We start from the raw sequence: 21,690 nt of genomic DNA on the forward strand, positions 1-21,690 counted from the left end.
GGCGCAGGCCGACAAACCAGAGGGAGATAAAAAATGAGCCTGACCCGTCGAAACCTGTTGGCCCTTGCGGCCGCCATCGGCCTCGCCGGTGGAGTATCCACCGCCTATGCGGCCGACGTCCTGAACGTCGGTTCGTATCCGAGCAACCCCCCCTTCGAATACAAGAACGACAGCGGCACCTTCGAAGGCTTCGAAGTCGACATCGTCACCGAAGCGGCCAAGCGTATCGGCCTGAAGCCGGAAATCGCCGATTATGGCTTCCAGGCCCTTTTCGCGGGCACCACATCGAAGCGCATCGACGTCGCGATCTCCTCGATCACCATCACACCGGATCGCCTGAAGTCGCAGTCGTTCACCCAGCCCTACTACGATTCCGACATGGGCGTCGCCACCAAGACCGACAGCGACATCAAGGGTTTGGGCGATCTCAAGGGCAAGACAATCGGCGTGCTCTCCGGCTCGACCGGTGACAAGTGGGTCAAGGATAACACTGCAGCCAACGGCTTCGGTGACGTCAAGGGCTACAATGCCCAGCAGGAAATGTTCCTCGACCTCGGCGCCGGTCGTGTCGATGCCGTCATCAGCGACATCCCCGGCATGGAGTACCTCTTCGTCAAGATGAAGGGCTTTGCCGTCAAGGATCGCATCAAGACCGGCGAACAGTACGGTCTGATGATGACGAAGGATCACCCGCTGCTCGAGAAGATGAACGGCGCGATCACCGAAATGAAGAAGGACGGCACCCTCGCCGCCATCCACAAGAAGTGGTTCGGCAGCGATGCACCGGCCGGCTCGTCGACGATCACCGAGCTGCCGATCCCGAAGGCATAAGCTCACGACTGAGTTCGAATCCGTCATGCCGGCCTGCGGGCCGGCGTGATGCCTGACTCTGTTTCTGCGAGGAATGCCCATGTCGCTGGTCGAGACTTTCTTCAACGCCGATGTCCTGCTGTCCAGCCTGCCGGCACTCCTTCGTGGTCTCTGGAACACCCTCCTGCTCGGTCTTCTTGCTATCATCGTCGGCGTTCCCGCCGGGCTGGTCGTGAGCCTGATCCGGCTCTATGCGCCAAAGCCGTTGCGCCTTCTGACGACGATCTACATCGACATCTTTCGCGCGGTGCCGGTGCTTGTCGTCCTGATCCTGATTTACTACGCCCTGCCGTTCCTCGGAATCCGCCTCTCGTCCTGGGCTTCGGCGGTTCTGGCCTTCTCGATCGTCATGGCCGCCTATTCGGCCGAAATTTTCCGCTCCGGCATCGAAAGCGTCCCGCGCGGCCAGTTCGAGGCGGCAGACGCTCTCGGCCTGCCCTTCCTGGTGACGCTGCGCAAGGTGATCCTGCCGCAAGCGCTGCGCATCGTAATCCCACCGACGACCAGCAACTGCGTCTCGATGTTCAAGGACACCTCTCTCGCCTCGACCGTGGCGTTGCCGGAACTGCTCAAGGAAGCAACAGATGCGCAGGCGCTCTACGCCAATCCGACGCCTCTGATCGGCGCAGCACTGGTCTATATCATGTTCCTGTGGCCGATGGTTCGGCTGGTCAGCCTGCTGGAGAAGCGCTTCAAGGCAGAAAAGACCCGCTGAGAGCGGTATGCCGACTATTCGAAGTCCGTACCGGAAAGGTGGTTGCTGACGGAAGCCTTGACGGCCCCGATCCGGGACCAGAGGGCCGCCACATCCGCCGGGTCGACATCGGCCATCATATCGCGCAGCCAGCTCTCGTGAGCCGCCGCCATCGTCGCGAAAAGATCGTCGCCCTTGGCTGTCAGCTTGGCGACCGTCACGCGGCGATCGTCGTCCGGTGTCTCGCGAACGATGAGCCCATCCGTCTCAAGCCGCTCCACCAATCCGGTCACGTTGCCGTTCGTCACCATGGTGCGCTTGGACAGTTCGCCGAGGCGAAGCCCGCCATGCTCGCGATAGAGTTGGGCCATCAGATCAAACTGCGGCAGGGTTGCGCCGAACTCGTTTCGCAGGCGGCGACGAACCTCCTGCGAGATCAGCTTCGTGGTGGAAAGCATTCGCAGCCAGAGCCGAAGCTCCTGCTTTTCATGGGCGCCCCGGACAATGGTCTCCAGGTCGACGGTATCGACTTCCGCCTCTGCCATTTCACTCCACTCGAACCATTTGGGATAGTTCCGATGGTCTAGGCATCAATATTTGAAATGTCAAAGGAATTGCTTTTGATGGAGGCCGTTATGACCGGGAAAGCATCTTTGCAAGCATGAAGCCCGACCCTGCTCCCGTTCCCGCGCCCGGCCAGGTGGAGGCGCCGCACATATAGAGCGACTTTACCGGCGTCGCATAGCGCGAATATCCGGCAACCGGACGGAAGATGAAGTTCTGGTCGAGATGATGGCTCCCCGACAGATTGTCGCCGCCGATCAGGTTCGGGTTCTCGCGCTCCAGGTCTGTGGGCGAGAAAATCGCGCGGCCGAGGACTTTCGAGCGCAGGCCCGGCGCATAGCGCTCGAGGATGTCGAGAACGCGCTCGGCATAGGCCTCCTTCGCATCATCCCAGTTCCGGGCAGTGATTTCGCCGGCCGCGTCACCATGGAATTCGGCGGGCAGTACCCGCACCTGCACCCAGAGGACATGCTTGCCATCCGGCGCGCGCGTCGGATCGATCGCCGTCGGCTGGCCGACGACCAGCGCGGGTTCGGATGGAAGCAGCCCGGCAGCGGCTTCGGCGTAGACACGTGACATCATTTCGAGGTCGGGTGCCACGTGAACATAGGCGAAGCGCTTGAGTTCCTCGCCGGCACGCCAGTCGGGCAATCCGTCGAGGGCGAGGTGAAGCATCATTGTCCCAGGCCCGGCGCGAAATTGCTGGATCTTGCGATCAAAATCGGCGCGCGCCGCGTCGGCCGCGACAAGTCGGCCAAACAGGTTCCTGGGATGAATATTGGCGATCACCGCTTTCTGGGCTTCCAGGATTCTCCCGTCGGCAAGCACGACGCCCGTCGCCCGACCTCCGGACAGTCTGATGTGCTCGACGGGAGCGCCAAGGATCAATTCGCCGCCCCTGGCCTTCAAGACGCCTGTCATCGCCGCGATGATCGTGTCGGCACCACCCTTGCCGATCACCATGCCGAACGCCTGGTTGGCCATCGATTCAAGATAGGGGAACAAGGCGCCGCCGGCGACATCGGGGGAGAAGTCAAGATGCAACCCCCAGGCCGCCATCATCGTCTTGAGCTTCGCGTGCCTGAACCGTGCATCGAGAAAATCGCGTGGAGAGGCGAAGAGAAGCCGCAGCGTGTCGTAGAGCCAACCGGTTCCCTTCTGTCGCCAGGCTTTCCAGACAACCTTTGCAGCGGCAAATGACGGCATCGGCGCTCCGAGAAGACCAAAGATATGGGGTGCATCGGAACCGAATTCCGCAAGCATCGCCCGCCAGGCGAGGGCGTCCTCAGGGGAGAGGGCGGCAATGCCCGCGCTTGTCTTTTCGAGATCGGAATTGACGCCAAGAAAAGTGTCGTCGCGAAACACCGTCGCAAAGCAGTCGGCAGCGGGAACGAAACCAAGGCCATGTGCGATCAGCGCTTCCTTGTGCTCGGCAAAAAAGCCCGAACCGGCAAACATTGACAGGTTCATGGCGGCAACGTCGTGACGGAAGCCCGGGATGGTCATCTCACGCGTCTTCACAGCGCCGCCAGCTTCCGCATTGGCCTCCACCACGGCAACTTTCCATCCCTTCGTCGCTAGGTGGACGGCCGCGGCGAGACCGTTGTGACCCGCGCCCACCACCACTGCATCGTAGCTCATCCTGAACCCCTCGTTCACTTTGATTTTTATTCGCACATGCATACATCTTCGAGAGTTGCATTCAAGAGCCCGACGGTCAGCAAGCCCTCGGAAGCATCCCAGTGGTCCACTTGATCTCTATCAGATGCCCTTTGTTTCGGAACAAACGTCGCGGTTTCGTCATGTCGAGGCAAATGCAACGCGTGTCTTTCTCGCTGGCTGCAGATACTTGCAATATCATATGTCGTGGCATAGGCTCCCATCATCCAGCAGCCGCGGGCATAGACAAGAAGCCTAAAAGCCCTTTGCACCGTCGCGCTGGCATCTCGCCAAGGGGAACCCTGAAATGTCGTCTACAGCTCTTTCCAATCTCGCAACTGCACTCATCTCCGGCGCCGTGAAGGTCGTCGATCTCACTGCACCGCTCGGCCCCGATACACCGGTGCTCTACCTGCCGCCGCAGTTCGGCAAGAACACCCCGAACGTCAAGGTGCACACCATTTCGGCTTACGACCAGGACGGCCCGTTCTGGGCTTGGAACTGGCTTGAACTTGGCGAGCACACCGGCACGCATTTCGACGCGCCCTGTCACTGGATCACCGGCAAGGACAACCCGAACAATACGACCGATACCATTCCGCCGCAGAACTTCGTAGCGCCGGTCAACGTCATCGACCGCTCGAAGGAATCCGCCGCCAATCCCGACTATCTGCTGACCGTCGAGAGCATCAAGGAATGGGAAGCCGAGCATGGCGAGATCGAGGCCGGCAGCTGGGTACTGCTGCGCACCGATTGGTACAAGCGCAACGGTTCCACCGAGACCTTCCTGAACGCCGATGAGAATGGTCCGCATTCGCCCGGTCCGACCGCCGAGGCGATCGAATATCTGCTGACCAAGAACATCATCGGCTGGGGACAGGAAACCATCGGCACCGACGCAGGCTCGGCCGGCGGCATGAACCCTCCCTTCCCGGCGCACAACCTGATGCACAAGGCCAACCGCTACGGGCTCGCCAGCCTTTGCCAGCTCGACCAGCTCCCGGCAAAGGGTGCAGTCCTGATTGCTGCTCCCCTGAAGCTCGTCAAGGGTACGGGCTCGCCCGTTCGCGCACTGGCGCTTGTCACGAAGTAACTTCCACGGGCCGGAGCCAGGCTCCGGCCCGTTTCAGATTTCTAGCTGCGCCGGGGCGACGCAATGGCTGAATACGACTACATCATCGTCGGGAGTGGCATCAACGCGCTGGTGGCAGCCGCGATGCTCGGCAAGAAGGGCCGCAAGGTCCTCGTTCTCGAACGGAACGAGCAAATCGGCGGCTGCCTGCGCAGCGAGGAAGTAACAGAACCCGGCTTCGTCCATGACGTCATGGCGACGACGATGGTGCTGTTCCTCACTTCGCCGGCCTATGGTGCACTCGGCAAGGATCTCGAAGCGCGTGGACTCGAATTTGCGCATGCGGACCTGCCGACAGGCGTCCTGCGGCCGAACGGCTCGCATGTCATTTTCGCCAAGGACCGGCAACGCAACGTCGCAACCTTCGACGGTCTCAGCGCCGGCGACGGCCAGGCCTTCTCCAGGGAGATGGACAAGCTCGGTGCCGATGCACCCTTCCTGTTCTCACTTCTCGGTGGCGCGCTATGGTCCGGCACGACGCTGAAGACGGTGGCAAAGCAGGGCTGGGGACGCGGGCTACGCCAACTCGCCGCCTGGTTCGGCGAAGCACTCGTGCCCGCCCGTGGCTACCTGGAAACCACTTATAAATCTGAAGACATGCATGCCCTGTGGGCGCCGTGGGTTCTGCATTGTGGACTGGGACCCGAAAGCGCCTATTCCGCCGAGATGCTGAAGGTCATCGGCTTTGCCATTGAACTGGCGGGCTGCCCGATCGCCAAGGGAGGCGCTGTCTCTCTTCTGAACGCCTTCGAGAAACTGATTTCCGATCATGGTGGCAAGATCCGCACCGGCGCCGACGTCGCGGCAGTTACGGCAACCGCTTCAGGTCAGGCCGGCGGAGTCACACTGGCGAGCGGTGAGACCCTTACTGCCAACCGCGGTGTGATCTGCTCGACAACGCCGAACCAACTTTACGGGCGGCTGACCAAGGACTGGCCGCAGCCCCTGCCGGTGGAAACCGCCGAGAGCGTTGCCCGCTTCCGCTACGGAAAGGGCAACATGCAGATCCACTACGCGCTCGCGAAGCCACCCAAATGGAAGGCAAATCCGGAGCTCGGCAAGGTGGCGCTTCTTCATCTGACATCCGGCCTCGACGGGGTGTCGCGCGCCGCCAACGAATGCGAGCGTGGCCTGCTGCCGACCGAGCCGACGATCTGCGTCGGCCAGCCCGCATCCCTGGATCCGAGCCGTGTGCCTGAAGGAAAATCGATCCTCTGGCTGCAACTGCCAGAGGCACCGCGCTTCATCAAGGGCGATGCGGCGGGCGAGATCGCGACCGGGTCCGAAGGACTGTGGACGGAAGCCATCCGTGAGCGCTACGCCGATCGCATCGAGGCGATCCTGTCGAACCACATCGAGAATTTCGAAACCATCAAGCTCGCCCGCAGGGCCTATTCTCCAGCCGATCTCGAGGCAATGAACATGAACCTCGTCGGCGGCGATCCCTATGGCGGCTACTGCGGTGTCGACCAGTTTTTCCTCTGGCGCCCGTTTAAGTCTTCTGTTAACCACCGCACCCACATTCCGGGCCTCTATCATATCGGCGCTTCCGCCCATCCCGGTCCGGGGCTGGCAGGCGGTTCTGGATTTTTGCTGGCTTCGTCGCTCTCCTGACGCAGGACAAGGAAACGCTCATCCATGGAAGAACGGTTTTCAGGCACGGTTCTGCGGCGCAAGGAGGACGGTTACGAGACGCGCCCGACAATGGGCGAGATCGGTCTTAACCATTTTGCCCCATACCTGATGAACCGGCTGATGGCGCGCTGGAACGCCAACCTTGCTGATGAACTCAAGGAACAGGATATCAGCACAGCCAAGATGCGAACGCTCGCCGTCCTGAGCGTCGCATCGTCGGTGACGATCAACGAACTCTCCGTCTTCGCCGTTACGGAGCAATCGACCATGAGCCGGACACTCGATTCGCTCGAGGAACAAGGCTACATCCGACGCCAGCCGCGTGCGGAGGACCTGCGCATCCGCGACGTCTCGATCACGGAAGAAGGCAGGGCTGCGTTCGAAAAGCTCTGGCCGACCATGTACGACCTCTTCCTGCAGATGTTCGACGGCGTGGACGAGGTCGAATACCGCGCCTTCCTTTCGACGCTGCACAAGGTTCTCCACAATATCCGCAAGCATGAGATTTGAGGCTGCGTGCCCTAAAGCGTCGCGACCGTCTTCAACGCCCCATCCAGCGCGATCCCGTTCTCATCGAGCAGTGCCGCTTGCCTCAGGCGCCGCATCCACGCAGCGCCATCGTCGCGGCGCTCAAGCAGCGGCAGGGCCGACATCACCCGATCGAATTTGGAAAGGCCACGGGCGTGGGTGTCGGAATAGCCTTTCACCAGGCGCCGGTTGTTGAGAACTTCGACCGCCAGGTCATAGTTCTCTGCAAGCAACCGTACAGCCGCCTCGAGCCAGGTTTCGCGATGCTCGACCTCGCGCATGTTGCGCAGGGTGCCGCGGCGCGTGCTTCGTAGCGCCGAGACGACATAGAGGCCCAGGAACCAGAACAGCGTACCGGTCTTGACGCGTCGCCCCTTGTTGACGAACCGGTCGAGGCGATTGAAAACAGCCGGCCGGTTTTCGATCCAGAGGCCGACGTGCTTCGGCAAGGTGCCGCAAACCTCGTCCATGCGGGGGTGCATATACTCCGTCATATAGACAATCTGATCGTCCCTGGCGCCGACTTCCTGACGGACGCGGTCGAAGCGAGAGCCTCGTACCTTGAGGTCCGCGACACGAATGACGTCGTCATAGGCCATTGCCACGGCGACATATTTTGCCGCCTGGACGGTGAAGGCATAGTCCTTCTCCGCTCCGCCAGAGGCCTTGTCGCGGAGGAGCAGCGCGCCGACGCGGCTCAGATACTCGTCGGCATAGGCCGGATCCTGAAAGTCGGTGAGCTTCCTGACGCCGGCGTAGAGGAGCACATGGGCCGGCTCGGGAAACTCACGGCGAATCCTGTCGAGGAGCGCATCAAGCTTCGCGTGGCCAACGGTTGACGGCAGTGGATCGAGGCGCTTTTGCGGCTTGTCGGACACCGGATCGCGTGGTTTTTCGATGGTGCGTTCATAAGCGGCGTTGAAGGCGCGCAGGCTGGGCTCGATGCCTTTGCCGCCCGCCCTGATCATCGCCTCGAAAGCCTCCTTAGCGAACGGCAGCACGCCAGCCGCCGCGAGAGCACCGAACATGGAAGCGGAGATCACGCTGCCATTCTTGACTGCCAGCGCTTCCATGTCGAAAGCAATCGTCTTCTTCGCTGCGAAATCCGTCGCGTCCATGACGACTACGGGATTGCCGATGCCATCGCCCGGTTTCTCCTTTTCGCCGACGGCGAAGGCGCGATGCGTCGATGCGATCAGCGTCGTCCTGTCGGGTGTGACCAGGCCGCGAAGCACCGAGCGTCCCGCTTCCATCAGTTCGGCGGCAAGCACGACATCGACATCGCCCGGAGTCGGCATCAGCGCGAAGATCGGTTCATGGCCATCGCGCGCGGGCAGCAGTTCGAGATAGTAGATCGTCGCGCCGGTTCGCTGCGCGACACCGGGAACGGAGGTCGTTTGCGCCATCCAGCCCTGGGATTCGGCAAGCCCGACCACCCAGTCGGCCAGAACGCCGCCGCCCTGGCCACCCATGGCAAGGATCGCCAGCGAGATCGGCTTGTCGGTCGAAAGGCGGGTGCTCATGCTGACATGCTCGTTCATGGCCGGTCTCAATCCGCAAAGACGATACGACGGGAGGCACGGCGCGCCTGCAGCCAGCCGATGACGGCGCTGCGGACGCGAGCGGTGAAACGATCCCAACCCGTCGGATTGTGAATAATGTCGGCGCGATAGAAGGACGGACAGAGTACCGCCGCCTCCGACACTTCGCCGCAATTGCCGCAGCCGACGCAGTTGTTGTCGATCGCCGCCACCGGATCGTCCTTAAGCGGATCGTCGGTGTGCTTGATCGACAGCGACGGACAGCCGGAAAGGCGAATGCAGGCGTGGTCGCCGGTGCAGACGTCCTCGTCCACCCCGAAACGCTCCTTGACCATGCGCTGACCGTCCTTCACCGCCTTGGCGAATTGCGGCTTCACGCGGCGCTGCTTGTTCAGCATGCATTCCGACGAGGCGACGATGATCTTCGGGCCGGGCTCTTTTGTCGTCAGTGCCTCGCGCAGCGTATCGCGCATCTTGGCGACGTCATACGTCCGGTCGATCTGCCGAACCCATGTCGCGCCGATGCCCTTCACCGCATTGACGATGGAATTGTTGGTCTTCCGGCGCGGGTTGAGCGCGCGCGACGACATGACGTCCTGCCCACCGGTCGCGGCGGAATAGAAATTGTCGACGACGAGGATGACGCCGTCCTGTTTGTTGAACACGGCGTTGCCGACCGATGTCGCAAGGCCGTTGTGCCAGAAGCCGCCGTCACCCATGACAGAGATCGACCGCTTGTCCGCCTCAACATTGAAAGCCGAGGCCGACGCCGGGCCGAGCCCGTAGCCCATCGTCGTTCCACCAATATTGAAGGGCGGCAGGATCGAGAACAGATGGCAACCGATATCGGCCGAGACATGGTGCTCGCCGAGCTCCTGCTCCACGAGCTTCATGGCCGCGAAAATCGGCCGTTCCGGACAGCCGATGCAGAAGCCCGGCGGACGCGGCGGCACAACTTCGGCCAGCGCCTTGACCTTGGGGTCGTTGAGAACCGGCGTCGGGTCGGGCAGCGGCGGCTGGTTGCCGAGAAGCACGCGCTGGTGCGTTTCGAGGAAATCCCTGATGCCCTTCATCAGCACCGGCGCGGTATACTCGCCACCGAGCGGCAGGACGTCCTTGCCGGATACCTTTGTCTGGATGTCGCGGCGACGCAGAATGGTGTTCAGCGACTGCTCGATGTACTCGGGCGCGCCTTCCTCGACCATGAGCACTGCCCTCTTGCCGACACAGAAATCGGCGACCTGATCATCGACCAGCGGATAGGCAACGTTGAGAACATAAAGTGGAACCGAACAGTTGCCATAGACATCCGCAAGGCCAAGCTGCTGCAGCGCGCGCATGACGCCGTTGTACATACCGCCAAGGAGAATGATTCCGACCTCGCCCTCGGAGGGGCCGAAGTATTCGTTGAGTTCGTTATTCTTGATGAAATCGACCGCGGCCGGCCAGCGCTTGCCGAGCTTTTCCTTCTCATGGAGGAAGGACGCCGGCGGCAGGACGATGCGGTTGACGTCGCGCACCGGGTTTTCAAGCGCCTGTTTCAGCGTGAACTCCGGCCGCTTGTTGTTCTTGGCTTCGAACTGGCCGTGAACGTGACAGCTGCGGATGCCGACCTGCAGCATGACGGGCGTGTTGGAGGCTTCCGAAAGCTCGAAACCCTTTTCAACCGACTGCACGATGGACGGCAGATTGGGGCGCGGATTGAGAAGCCACATCTGCGATTTCATCGCATAGGCATGGCTCCGCTCCTGCATGATCGAGGAACCCTCGCCGTAGTCCTCGCCGATGATGATCAGCGCGCCGCCGGTCACCCCGCCGGACGCTAGATTGGACAGGGCGTCCGATGCGACGTTGGTGCCGGCCGTCGACTTCCAGGTGACGGCCCCGCGCAGCGGATACATGACGGAAGCCGAAAGCATGGCCGCTGCGGCAGCCTCGGACGCAGAGGTCTCGAAATGGATGCCGAGATCCTCCATTACGTCCTTGGCATCCGCCAGAACGTCCATCAGATGTGAGATGGGCGATCCCTGATAGCCGCCGACATAGGACACCCCGGACTGCAGGAGGGCTTTAGTGATTGCGAGGATGCCTTCGCCGCGGAAGATTTCGCCTTCGCCCAGCTTCAGATCCTCGACTTCACGCGCAAACGAGCGTTCGGCCATTGCATTCCCCTTCGTCCATTCGGACTGCTTCTCTATTCATTTGCAAAAACATATTTCGGCTCGCGCTTCGCTGTCAATCGGCAAATGTCTGCTGACTCTTTTCCCCGTTACACTCTGGCATCGATGCACCTGCCTGCGAGACTTAAAATTACATGCCTACGCATATTGTTTGTAAGCAACGAAGATTTTTCAAGTTGCAACAAAGCGCTTGCCGGTTCCCAATACTTATTTTAAGGTTGAAACATTCCGACAATAAATCGCCAGCGGCAGGCGGGTGCAAAGCCTCCTTCCGCTCAACAGGGGAACGGATTGACTATGACGACGCTTACTCGGCGCGAGGCATTGAGCCTGGGCGCAGCAACCTTCATTACTGGGATTCTCGCAGGTCGAAACATTGTTTCCGCCTCTGAAAACGGCACGCTGACGATAGCCTTCAACGTCAATTTGCCGTCCTTCGACCCCACGACCGGCCCGTCGGCGGTCAATCCGACCATCCAGGCAATCTACCGGTCGGTCTTCGACCAGTACATCGGCCAGGGACCGGACCTGAAGTTTCAACCCGGCCTGCTGACGGACTGGGGCTGGAACGACGACAAGACCAAGGTCTGGATGGACGTCCGCGAAGGCGTGACGTGGCACGATGGCTCTCCGTTTACGCCGGAGGATGTCGTCTGGTCGCTGACGCGCGCAGCGGACCAGAAGGGCGGCAACCCGATTTCCTTTATCTGGTCGACTGCCGGCAACTACAAGATCGAAGGCAACCGCATCACTGGTGATGTGCTGCGCTTCGAGCCGACCTACTTCAAGTGGATGGCGTTTCTGACTGGCTACGTCCTGCCCAAAGCCTATTACGAGAAAGTCGGCGCAGAAGGCTTCGAGAAGAAGCCGATCGGCACCGGCCCCTATATGGTCGACGCGTATGAAGGCAACGCCTTCCTGCGGCTAAAGGCAAACCCCAAGTACTTCGGTGGCAAGCCGGCCTTCGACACGGTCGTCTTCAAATTCGTGCCTGATACGACGAGCCGCGTTGCTGAAATCGAATCGGGATCTTCCGACGTCACGCTCGAAATTCCCTACGAGGATTTCGATCGCCTGAAGACGAAATCGGGACTGGCGGGCGTCGCTACGCCGATCTCCGATATCGGGATGATCTTCATCAACAACGTCGACGTGATGCTGGACAAGAACGTGCGTCTGGCCGCCCACCACGCGATCGACAAGAAGGCGATCGTTGCCCGCTTGCTGCGCGGCTACGGCGTGCCGATCGACACGCTCGAGGCGCCCGAATACGATGCCTTCGATCCGTCGATCGTCGTCGGCTTCGACGCCGAGAAGGCAAAGACACTGCTCGCCGCGTCCGGCTACTCGCCGGAGAAGCCGGCCAGGTTCAAGATCCAGACCACCCGCGGGTTCAAGCCCAAGGACTACGAGATGATCCAGGCGATCGTCGGCATGTGGCGCAAAGTCGGAATCGAGGCCGATATCGAGGTCTACGAAATCGCCAAGCACTACGAATTGCGTGCCGCCGACGCTCTGGCGCCTGCCGCCTTTTACAACTGGGGCAACGCGATCGGCGATCCGACCACATCGACGGGCTTTGCGATGTTCGGCCCCTCGCCGCACTCGGTCTGGAATACCGACGACCTCGACAACATGATCGCACCGCTTTGGGGCGAGAAGGACGAGGCAAAGCGCATCGCCGGGTGGAAGGCTGTCAGCAAGTACATTGCAGAACAGGGTTACGTGATCCCGCTTCTCCAGTACGCCCAGCCGATTGTCTACAAGTCGAGTCTGAAGGTCACCCCGAACGTTTCGGGCGCTCTGCAGCCGACACTGGTCGCCAAGGCGTAGACATGCTTCCAACCGGATGATGAATCCGGCTACGGGCGGGTCGAGTGGCCCGTCCGCATTCCGAAATGGCATCCTTTGCAGACGCTGCTGCCGCATCCTGGCGGCACTCGGTGTCCTGCGAGAAATATGAGCTGATGATAGCGCTTTCTATCTTCAATCGCGTCGTCATGGCCGCCGTCACCCTATTCGGCGTCGCCCTGATCGTGTTCGTCCTTCTGCGCGTCGTGCCGGGCGATCCGATCGCCATGATGATTTCGCCGGGCGCAAGTGCCGCGGACATTGCCGCTCTGCGCGCGCATTATGGCCTCGACGCAAGCCTGACCATGCAGTTCGGCTTGTGGCTGAAGGCTATGCTGGGCGGCGACTTCGGCACGTCGATATCCCTGAAACGCAGCGTGATCAGCCTGCTCGGCGAACGTCTGCCGGCAACGCTCGAACTCGCCATCGCGGCCCTTGTCGTCGCGGTCGGATTGGGGGCGGCAATTGCGGTCGTCGGCACGCTGCTGCGGCGCAGCCCGCTCGAGCCCGTCATTGACGCATTGAACGGCCTCTTCCTGGCCGTTCCGGATTTCGTGTGGGCCCTAGCACTCGTTCTGGTGCTTGGCGTCTTCTATCCGCTGCTTCCGCTTTCCGGCCGCATCGACCCGATGATCGACTTGCCGTTTGCGACACCATTTTACCTCATCGAAAGTCTCGTCCGGCTGCGGTTTGCCGTATTCGGCGATGTACTCGCGCATATGGTCATGCCGGTTCTGGCGCTTGCTCTGCCGCTTGCCGCGATCATCGCCCGCGTCCTCAAGGCGGCATTGTCCGAAGCAATGGTGCAGGACTATATCCTGCTCGCAAGGCTGAAAGGCATGTCGGAGCTTCGCCTCGTATTGCAGGAGGCACTGCGCAATGCGATCGGCCCGACCATCGCGCTAACTGGCGTTCAATTCACCTTTCTCATCGGCGGCACGGTCATCGTCGAACGCATCTTTTCCTATCCCGGCATCGGCAACATGGCGATCGATGCCGTCATCAACCGCGACCTGCCTCTGATACAGGGACTGGTGCTCGTGTTCGGGGTGCTGTTCATTCTGGTCAACCTGCTTGTCGACTTGCTCGTCGCTGCGTTCAATCCGAGGCTGCGTCATGGTTGATATTGCCTCCCGACCGATGCATCCGGCGCCTGTGCGGCGGCGCCTTCGCGCGCTTGCAGCCGAACCAAAGGTCGTGTTTGGCGGGGCCTTCATCCTTCTCCTCATCGTCTTTGCCATCTTCGCCCCATGGCTCGCGCCAAAGGATCCGCTCGAGCAGGACCTGATGCTCGGCACTCTGCCGCCTGCCTGGATCACTGGCGCCGAGCCCGGCTATTGGCTTGGTACGGATGATCTCGGCCGCGACGTGCTCTCCCGCCTGATCTTCGGCACCCGCATCGCCCTGGTCGTCGCCTTGGTCGCGGCAACGCTTGCTGCGGCGATCGGCACTTTGCTGGGCCTGATTGCCGGCTGGTACGGCGGCTGGGCGGACCGGGTCATCTCACGCCTCGTCGACATATGGATGGCCTTCCCGCCGGTCCTGCTGTCAATCCTTCTCGTTGCCGTTTTCGGCGCCGGCGTTCACTCCGTTATCGCTGCCATCGTCATCATCGACTGGACGCGCTTCTGTCGCGTGGTGCGATCCGAGACGAGATCGCAGGCGCAGATGGACTATGTGACGGCCGCGCAGACCATCGGCTTTTCGCGTGTCCGCATCCTGTTCTCGGAGATCCTGCCCAATGTCGCGCCGGTCCTGATCGCGCTGATCAGCCTGGAAATGGGCATTGCGGTGATCGTCGAGGCGATTCTGTCCTTCGTCGGCCTTTCCGTCTCTTCGGATACTCCGACGTGGGGCGGCATGATTGCAGCCGGTCGACAGATGATCTACCAAGGCTGGTGGGTGATGGTCGCGCCCCTGATCGCGCTGTTCGCAACGGTCCTTGCGTTTAACCAACTGGGTGACGGCCTGCGCCGTGCCCTTGACCCGGTGATGCGCCGATGAGCCACGAACCGCTGCTCTCGATAACCGGACTGACGGCCGTTTCCGACCGCGACGGCGGCACTCCGATCCTCAGGAACGTGTCGCTGACGCTAGCGCGCGGCGAAGTACTTGGCCTAGTCGGCGAAAGCGGTGCCGGAAAATCCACCATCGCAAAGGCGTTGCTCGGCATCCTGCCAGCCACCGTTCGCGTCACCGGCGGCTCCGTCCTATTCGAGAATCGCGATCTGCTGACCCTTCCTTCGGCTGCGTTGCGGCAGATCATGGGAAGCGAGATCGCGCTGATACCGCAAGACCCGCAAACGGCTCTCAATCCCGGACGGCGCATCGAGGCGCAGTTGACGGACGGCCTCAGAATGAAGCGGGGGATGTCCGGCAGGCAGGCGCATGCACGGGCAATCGCGCTTCTCGAGGAAGTGCATATCCGCGATCCCGAGCGTGTGCTCAGGGCCTATCCGCATGAGCTTTCCGGCGGCATGCGCCAGCGCGTGCTGATTGCCGCCGCCTTTGCGCTCGAGCCCAAGCTCGTTGTGGCCGACGAGCCGACGACGGCCCTCGACGTGACCGTCCAGAAACAGATCCTGCGTCTGATCCGCGGCATGCAGGACAAGCACGGGACGGCAGTGATCTTCGTGACACATGACCTCGGCGTCGTCGCTCAGATCTGCGATCACGTGGCACTGCTTTATTCGGGCAAGGTCATCGAGGCCGGATCGACAGCCGATGTGCTCGACCGGCCGGTTCACGCCTACACCCAGGCTCTTCTTGCGGCGAGCCCGCGCTACGATCGGCCGGACGCCGGGCTGACGCCTGTCCCACAGGCTGTGTTCGCGCAGTTGCGGCGGGAAATCGGAACTGATGCGAGGCCCCATGTCTGACCTGCTGCTGACTGCATCCGGCATCGAAGTCACCTACGGTGCGACCCGCGGGCTGCTCGGCAAGCCGGGCGGCGGCCACAAGGTTTTGCATGGCGTCGACATCTCCGTTCGGCGCGGCGAAACGATCGGCATCGTTGGCGAATCCGGCTCCGGCAAGACGACGCTCGGACGCGCGCTGCTCCGGCTCGTCAATGTTTCGGCCGGCACCATTCGTTTCGACGGGATCGACATCACGAGAGTGTCCGACGCTGCGCTACGGCCACTGCGCAGGCGCATGCAGATGATCTTTCAGGATCCGATGGCATCGCTCAATCCGCGTCATACGATCCGCCGCATTCTCGTGGAGCCCCTGCTGCTGCACCGGCTAGCGGACGACACCAGAACCGCCGAACGGCAGGTCGCCGCGATCTTCGAGCGCTTCATGCTGCCGACCGCCTGCCTTGACCGCAATCCGCACGAGCTGTCGGGCGGCCAGCGCCAGCGCGTCGGCATCGCGCGGGCGGCGCTGCTGGAACCGGACTTCGTGCTCGCCGATGAAATCGTCTCCGGGCTCGACGTCTCGACGCAGGCGCAGGTGCTCAACCTGATGAAGGAACTCTCGCGGGACCTCGGTCTCTCCATGGCCTTCATCAGCCATGACCTGTCAGTGATCCGAGCGGTTTGCGATAGGGTCTACGTGATGCGGCACGGCAGCGTGGTCGAGCACGGCTCCTGTGATCGTGTCTTCTCTGCACCCGAGAACGCCTACACGCGCACCCTGCTGGACGCCATCCCCCTGCCCCGCATCGAACCCGGCTGGCTCGACCGCGTCGCCGAGGCATAGCCGGCCCGTCGGGGATGCGGGCGAGTCGCGATGAACTGGACCGTGGATATCAGGGCCCCGCAACGGCAGCTGGATATCGTGGATTTAAAGCTTGACGCCTCGCATTGCCTCGATATATTTTAAACTTCAAATAACTTGATCCGCCGTCGCACGGCGCGGCGTGACTGGGAAGGAATGAAGATGCGCATCGTCTGTATCGGTGGAGGTCCGGCGGGCCTCTATTTCGGCCTTTTGATGAAGAAGCTTCACCCCGAGCACTCCATTCGCGTCGTCGAGCGCAACCGGCCCTACGATACCTTCGGCTGGGGCGTCGTCTTCTCCGATGCGACCATGGCGGCGATGCAGGAATGGGATCCGGAAAGTGCCGCTGAAATCCAGGATGCCTTCAACCACTGGGATGATATCGAGGTCTGGTTCAAGGGCACCCGCCAGCGCACCTCGGGCCACGGCTTCGTCGGCATCGGTCGCAAGAAGCTGCTCAACATCCTGCAGAAGCGCTGCGAGGACCTCGGCGTCGAACTGATCTTCGAAACGGATGTGGGCTCGGACCTCGATTTCCTCGATGCCGACCTGGTGATCGGCTCAGATGGGCTGAATTCGAAGATCCGCAACCACTATCCCGAAATATTCCAGCCCGACATGATCACCCGGCCAAACCGATACATCTGGCTCGGCACCGACAAACTGTACGACGCCTTCACGTTTGACTTCCGCAAGACGGATCACGGCTGGTTCCAGGCGCATATCTACAAGTTCGACGACAAGACCTCGACCTTCATCATCGAGACCACCGAGGAGGCCTATCTGGCCCACGGTCTCGACAAAATGGATCAGGACGGTTCGATCGCGTTCTGCGAAAACCTGTTCTCCGAGGTGCTTGACGGCGCTTCGCTGATGACCAATTCGCGCCACATGCGCGGCTCCGCGTGGCTCAACTTCAATCGTCTGATTTGCGGCAAGTGGAGCCATTTCAATGGCAATTCGCATGTCGTATTGATGGGCGATGCAGCTCATACCGCGCATTTCGCCATCGGCTCCGGCACCAAGCTTGCAATCGACGACGCGATCGAGCTGACGCGACAGTTCCAAATTCACGGCCATGGCAAGCAGGCGATCCCGGCGGTCCTCGAAACCTACGAGGAAATCCGCCGCGTCGACGTCGCACGCATTCAGAACGCGGCGCGCAACGCCATGGAGTGGTTCGAGGTGGTCGGCCGCCGGTACGCCGATACGCTCGAGCCCGAGCAGTTCATGTATTCCATGCTCACCCGCTCGCAGCGCATCAGCCACGAGAACCTGCGCCTGCGCGACAAGACCTGGCTGGAGGGCTACGAGCGCTGGTTCGCGAAAAAGTCAGGCGTGGCGGTCGGAAACGACCGCTGCCTGCCGCCGATGTTCACGCCTTACCAGCTGCGCGGTACGACACTGGTCAACCGCATCGTCGTCTCGCCGATGGCCATGTACTCGGCAGAGGACGGGTTGCTGAACGATTTCCATATCGTCCATCTGGGCTCCCGGGCGCTCGGGGGCGCCGGCCTGGTGTTTGCGGAAATGACCTGCGTCTCACCCGACGCCCGTATCACGCCCGGTTGCCTCGGCTTGTGGAACGTAGAACAGGCGACGCAATGGCGCCGACTCGTCGATTTCGTTCACACCAACAGCGCCGCCAAGGTCGGACTCCAGATCGGCCACGCCGGCCGCAAGGGGGCCACCAAGCTTGCCTGGGACGGCATCGACCAACCCGTCGGCGAAGGCGGCTGGCCGTTGATCTCCGCTTCCGCCGTGCCTTATCTCAAGAACAGCGAAGTCCCGAAGGCGATGGATCGCGCCGACATGGACCGGGTCAAGGCCGATCATGTCCGTGCCGCGGAGCTGGCGGTAACGACAGGCGCCGACTGGCTGGAACTGCATTGCGCCCATGGCTATCTGTTGTCGAGCTTCCTTTCGCCGGTCACCAACCTGCGCGATGACGAATATGGCGGCAGCCACGAAAACCGCGCTCGCTACCCGCTCGAAGTGTTCCGTGCGGTGCGTGCCGTCTGGCCCGAGGACAAGCCGATGTCGGTGCGGCTCTCCTGCCACGACTGGATGGATGGCGGCAACACGCCAGAGGATGCCGCGATCTTCGCGGCTATGTTCAAGGATGCCGGCGCCGATCTGATCGATTGCTCGTCGGGCCAGGTGTCAAAGGAGGAGCAGCCGGTTTACGGTCGCCTTTTCCAGACACCCTTCTCCGACAAGATCCGCAACGAGATCGGCATTCCGACCATCGCCGTCGGCGCGATCTCGGAGGCGGACCACGCCAATTCGATCATCGCCGCCGGCCGCGCCGATCTGTGCGCGGTTGCCCGTCCGCATCTTGCCGACCCTGCATGGTCGTTGCATGAAGCTGCCAAGATCGGGCTGACCTCGATTTCCTGGCCAAAACAGTACCAGTCCGGCAAGTATCAATACGAAGCCAACCTCGCACGCGCCGCCACCGCGGCGCCCGGCAAGTAATCGAGGCATGATGACCAGTTCCGGTAAACTTTCAGGTCGCCATGCCCTCGTCACCGGCGCCGGTTCCGGTATCGGAGCGGCGATCGCTCGTGCGCTGGTTTCGGAAGGCGCGCGCGTGACGCTTGCCGGTCGAAGACGCGAGCCGCTGCAGGCGCTCGCCGACGAGATCGGAACAGGGGACGCCCATGTCGCGGAGGCTTTCGACGTGACGAATGCCGAGGCGATCGCGAAGGGCTTGGCGCGAGCGCGCGCGGCGTTTGGTCCGGTCGACATCCTGGTCAACAATGCCGGCGAAGCGCCGAGCGCTGCTTTCGAAAAGACCAGCGTCGAGATGTGGAATCAGGTGCTCGCCGTCGACCTGACCGGCGTCTTCCTCGTAACCCAGGCCGTCTTGCCGGATCTCAAGGCGCGGGGCGTCGGCGCACGCATCATCAACATCGCATCGACGGCGGGCCTGACCGGCTACGGCTACGTGTCAGCCTATGTCGCGGCCAAGCATGGCGTCGTTGGGCTGACCCGGTCACTGGCGCTGGAACTGGCGAAGACCGGGATCACGGTCAACGCCGTCTGCCCTGGCTTTACCGACACACCCATCATAGCGCGATCGATCCAGACAATCGTCGCGAAGACAGGACGCAGCGCCAAGCAGGCGCTCGCCGAATTCACGAAATCCAATCCGCAAGGCAGGCTCGTCAAGCCTGAGGAGGTTGCGGATACGGTCCTGTGGCTGGCGGCACCCGGCAGCGCGTCGATCAATGGGCAGGCCATCGCGGTGGCCGGCGGGGAGGTTTTGGCGGGATGAGCGACAAGGACATGACGATGCAGGGACACCTGCGCTCCTTCAAGGACTACCAGGCACGGCATTTTCTCTGGGAGGTCAGCGAGGATAGCCGCGTGGCGACGATTACCCTCAATCGACCCGAGCGAAAGAATCCGCTGACCTTCGACAGCTACGCCGAGTTGCGCGACCTGTTTCGCGATCTCGCCTATGCGTCGGACGTACGGGCGATCGTGCTGTCCGGCGCCGGTGGCAATTTCTCGTCCGGCGGCGACGTGTTCGAGATCATTGAACCGCTGACACGCATGGCGATGCCTGAACTGCTCGCCTTCACGCGCATGACGGGCGACCTCGTCAAGGCAATGCGAAAATGCCCGCAACCGATCGTTGCCGCTGTCGACGGTATCTGTGCGGGTGCTGGCGCCATTCTCGCCATGGCGTCCGACCTCAGGCTGGCGACACCTGAAGCCAAGACCGCCTTCCTCTTTACGCGCGTTGGGCTTGCCGGAGCCGATATGGGCGCATGCGGGATTCTCCCGCGCATCATCGGCCAGGGTAGAGCCGCCGAATTGCTTTACACCGGCCGTTCAATGACGGCCGCCGAAGGCAACGCCTGGGGGTTCTACAATGCGCTTTACCACGGCAGCGATCTCGACGGCGAAGCGCACAAACTTGCACGTTCGCTGGCCGATGGCCCGTGGTTCGCTCACGGCATGACCAAGACCATGCTGAACCAGGAATGGGCCATGGGCATCGACGAGATGATCGAGTCCGAGGCGCAGGCGCAGGCCCTCTGCATGGCAACGCAGGATTTTCGCCGAGCCTTCGAAGCCTTCGCCGCCAAGCGCAAGCCAGAGTTCCAGGGAAACTAGGCGATGAGCACGCCCACCACATTGACCGGCCCGTCCCGGGATCATCTTGACTGGCCCTTCTTCGAAGGCAGCCATCGCGATCACGCAGGCCGCCTCGATGCCTTCGCCACCTCGAAGGCGCTGGCAGCGATCGATCACGCCGATGTCGATGCAGCTTGCCGCAAACTCGTCAGGGGATTGGGCGATGCGGGCATCCTGACCGCCGCAACCGGCGTTTCCGAGACGGACCCCCTGATCGATTCACGGCTCGTATGCCTGACCCGCGAAACCCTTGCCTGGCACGACGGGTTGGCCGACTTTGCCTTCGCGATGCAGGGGCTCGGAACCGGCGCCATCGGCCTCAGTGGCTCGCCGGCACTTCGCGCCGCTGTCATGCCGAAGGTGCGCAGCGGAGAATGGCTTGCGGCCTTTGCACTTTCCGAGAAAGAGGCGGGATCAGACGTCGCGGCGATGGCCTGCGCGGCGCGCGCCGATGGCGACCACTATGTCCTTGATGGCGAAAAGACCTGGATCTCCAACGGCGGCATCGCCGATGTCTATACCGTCTTCGCGCGTACCGGCGAGGCGCCCGGGACGCGCGGCATCTCCGCCTTCGTCGTCTTTGCCGACGATCCCGGCTTTTCGATCGCCGAGCGCATCAACGTGATTGCACCGCATCCGCTGGCGACGATCCGTTTCGAGGGGTGCCGCATCCCCGCGTCGCGCCGGCTTGGCAATCCCGGTGAAGGCTTCAAGATCGCCATGCGCACCCTCGACATCTTCCGGGCTTCGGTCGCCGCCGCTGCGCTGGGCTTTGCCCGGCGTGCGCTCGACGAAGCATTGGCACATACAAGGGCACGGCAGATGTTCGGTGCAACGCTCGCCGATCTCCAGCTGACGCAAGCCGCCCTTGGCGATATGGCCACCGGGATCGACGCCGCAGCACTTTTGACCTACAGAGCAGCCTGGCGGCGCGACGTGCAGAAGTTGCCGACGACGCAGGCAGCCGCGATGGCGAAGATGACCGCGACGGAAACCGCACAATCGGTGATCGACCGCGCGGTGCAGTTGTTTGGCGGTCGCGGCGTGCGAACAGGCGAAATTACCGAGAAACTCTACCGGGAGATCCGTGCGCTGCGCATTTATGAAGGCGCAACCGAGGTGCAAAAGCTCATCATCGCGCGCGAACTCCTCAAGACCAAATGA

Annotated in this window: 18 protein-coding genes; 14 read left to right on the plus strand and 4 right to left on the minus strand. The window is 62.0% G+C overall.

The features are described from left to right. Positions 1–33 precede the first annotated feature (33 nt). Positions 34–831 carry an ABC transporter substrate-binding protein gene (locus ASC90_RS24360; protein ID WP_056546180.1) on the plus strand — a complete coding sequence of 266 codons (798 nt, stop codon included), beginning with the start codon at positions 34–36 and terminating at the stop codon, positions 829–831. 79 nt (positions 832–910) lie between these two features. Continuing rightward, positions 911–1,585: an amino acid ABC transporter permease gene (locus ASC90_RS24365; RefSeq protein WP_056546182.1), complete on the plus strand. Its 675-nt coding sequence runs from the start codon at positions 911–913 to the stop codon at positions 1,583–1,585. Positions 1,586–1,599: 14 nt separating this feature from the next. On the opposite strand, the gene ASC90_RS24370 is transcribed toward ASC90_RS24365, so the two are convergent. After that, complete coding sequence (locus tag ASC90_RS24370) at positions 1,600–2,109, minus strand: MarR family transcriptional regulator (RefSeq protein WP_056546184.1); 510 nt, start codon at positions 2,107–2,109, stop codon at positions 1,600–1,602. An 88-nt stretch (positions 2,110–2,197) separates the two neighbouring features. Next, positions 2,198–3,769: an NAD(P)/FAD-dependent oxidoreductase gene (locus ASC90_RS24375; protein WP_056546426.1), complete on the minus strand. Its 1,572-nt coding sequence runs from the start codon at positions 3,767–3,769 to the stop codon at positions 2,198–2,200. A 325-nt stretch (positions 3,770–4,094) separates the two neighbouring features. On the opposite strand from ASC90_RS24375, the gene ASC90_RS24380 reads away from it, so the two are divergent. The 3 genes from ASC90_RS24380 to ASC90_RS24390 all read left to right on the plus strand — a co-directional run bounded on the left by ASC90_RS24380 (position 4,095) and on the right by ASC90_RS24390 (position 7,064). After that, positions 4,095–4,880, plus strand: coding sequence for a cyclase family protein (locus tag ASC90_RS24380; protein WP_056546186.1), 786 nt, complete (start codon positions 4,095–4,097; stop codon positions 4,878–4,880). A 63-nt stretch (positions 4,881–4,943) separates the two neighbouring features. Next, positions 4,944–6,533 carry an NAD(P)/FAD-dependent oxidoreductase gene (locus ASC90_RS24385; protein ID WP_056546188.1) on the plus strand — a complete coding sequence of 530 codons (1,590 nt, stop codon included), beginning with the start codon at positions 4,944–4,946 and terminating at the stop codon, positions 6,531–6,533. 24 nt (positions 6,534–6,557) lie between these two features. Further along, complete coding sequence (locus ASC90_RS24390) at positions 6,558–7,064, plus strand: MarR family transcriptional regulator (RefSeq protein WP_056546190.1); 507 nt, start codon at positions 6,558–6,560, stop codon at positions 7,062–7,064. A gap of 11 nt (positions 7,065–7,075) precedes the next feature. On the opposite strand, the gene ASC90_RS24395 is transcribed toward ASC90_RS24390, so the two are convergent. Both ASC90_RS24395 and ASC90_RS24400 read right to left on the minus strand, forming a co-directional pair. Then, entirely contained in the window at positions 7,076–8,623 is a 1,548-nt protein-coding gene (locus tag ASC90_RS24395) for an indolepyruvate oxidoreductase subunit beta family protein (protein WP_056546192.1), read from the minus strand. Positions 8,624–8,631: 8 nt separating this feature from the next. After that, on the minus strand, positions 8,632–10,785 hold the full coding sequence (locus ASC90_RS24400; RefSeq protein ID WP_056546194.1) for an indolepyruvate ferredoxin oxidoreductase subunit alpha: 2,154 nt from the start codon (positions 10,783–10,785) through the stop codon (positions 8,632–8,634). Positions 10,786–11,100: 315 nt separating this feature from the next. Here ASC90_RS24400 and ASC90_RS24405 point away from each other — a divergent pair, with 315 nt between their 5' ends. The 9 genes from ASC90_RS24405 to ASC90_RS24445 all read left to right on the plus strand — a co-directional run bounded on the left by ASC90_RS24405 (position 11,101) and on the right by ASC90_RS24445 (position 21,690). After that, positions 11,101–12,636: an ABC transporter substrate-binding protein gene (locus ASC90_RS24405; protein WP_056546196.1), complete on the plus strand. Its 1,536-nt coding sequence runs from the start codon at positions 11,101–11,103 to the stop codon at positions 12,634–12,636. A gap of 134 nt (positions 12,637–12,770) precedes the next feature. Beyond that, the gene (locus ASC90_RS24410) at positions 12,771–13,778 is read left to right on the plus strand and encodes an ABC transporter permease (protein ID WP_056546431.1); all 1,008 of its coding nucleotides are present in this window, start codon (positions 12,771–12,773) and stop codon (positions 13,776–13,778) included. 16 nt (positions 13,779–13,794) lie between these two features. After that, the gene (locus tag ASC90_RS24415) at positions 13,795–14,658 is read left to right on the plus strand and encodes an ABC transporter permease (protein ID WP_056546435.1); all 864 of its coding nucleotides are present in this window, start codon (positions 13,795–13,797) and stop codon (positions 14,656–14,658) included. Further along, entirely contained in the window at positions 14,655–15,533 is an 879-nt protein-coding gene (locus ASC90_RS24420; protein WP_056546198.1) for an ABC transporter ATP-binding protein, read from the plus strand. Before ASC90_RS24415 ends, ASC90_RS24420 begins: the two co-directional genes overlap by 4 nt. Continuing rightward, positions 15,526–16,356, plus strand: coding sequence for an ABC transporter ATP-binding protein (locus ASC90_RS24425; RefSeq protein WP_056546200.1), 831 nt, complete (start codon positions 15,526–15,528; stop codon positions 16,354–16,356). Before ASC90_RS24420 ends, ASC90_RS24425 begins: the two co-directional genes overlap by 8 nt. A gap of 180 nt (positions 16,357–16,536) precedes the next feature. Beyond that, on the plus strand, positions 16,537–18,855 hold the full coding sequence (locus tag ASC90_RS24430; RefSeq protein ID WP_056546438.1) for a bifunctional salicylyl-CoA 5-hydroxylase/oxidoreductase: 2,319 nt from the start codon (positions 16,537–16,539) through the stop codon (positions 18,853–18,855). A 10-nt stretch (positions 18,856–18,865) separates the two neighbouring features. Further along, positions 18,866–19,657 (plus strand): SDR family NAD(P)-dependent oxidoreductase, encoded by a 792-nt coding sequence (locus ASC90_RS24435; protein ID WP_056546440.1) that lies wholly within the window; start codon positions 18,866–18,868, stop codon positions 19,655–19,657. Continuing rightward, positions 19,654–20,505, plus strand: a complete 852-nt coding sequence (locus ASC90_RS24440) for an enoyl-CoA hydratase family protein (protein ID WP_056546202.1) — start codon at positions 19,654–19,656, stop codon at positions 20,503–20,505. The genes ASC90_RS24435 and ASC90_RS24440 overlap by 4 nt, the downstream gene beginning before the upstream one ends. Before the next feature lie 3 nt (positions 20,506–20,508). Beyond that, complete coding sequence (locus ASC90_RS24445) at positions 20,509–21,690, plus strand: acyl-CoA dehydrogenase family protein (RefSeq protein WP_056546205.1); 1,182 nt, start codon at positions 20,509–20,511, stop codon at positions 21,688–21,690.

Origin of the sequence: Rhizobium sp. Root1220 (genome assembly GCF_001426265.1) — a bacterium.
In the GTDB taxonomy this organism is placed as follows: domain Bacteria; phylum Pseudomonadota; class Alphaproteobacteria; order Rhizobiales; family Rhizobiaceae; genus Rhizobium.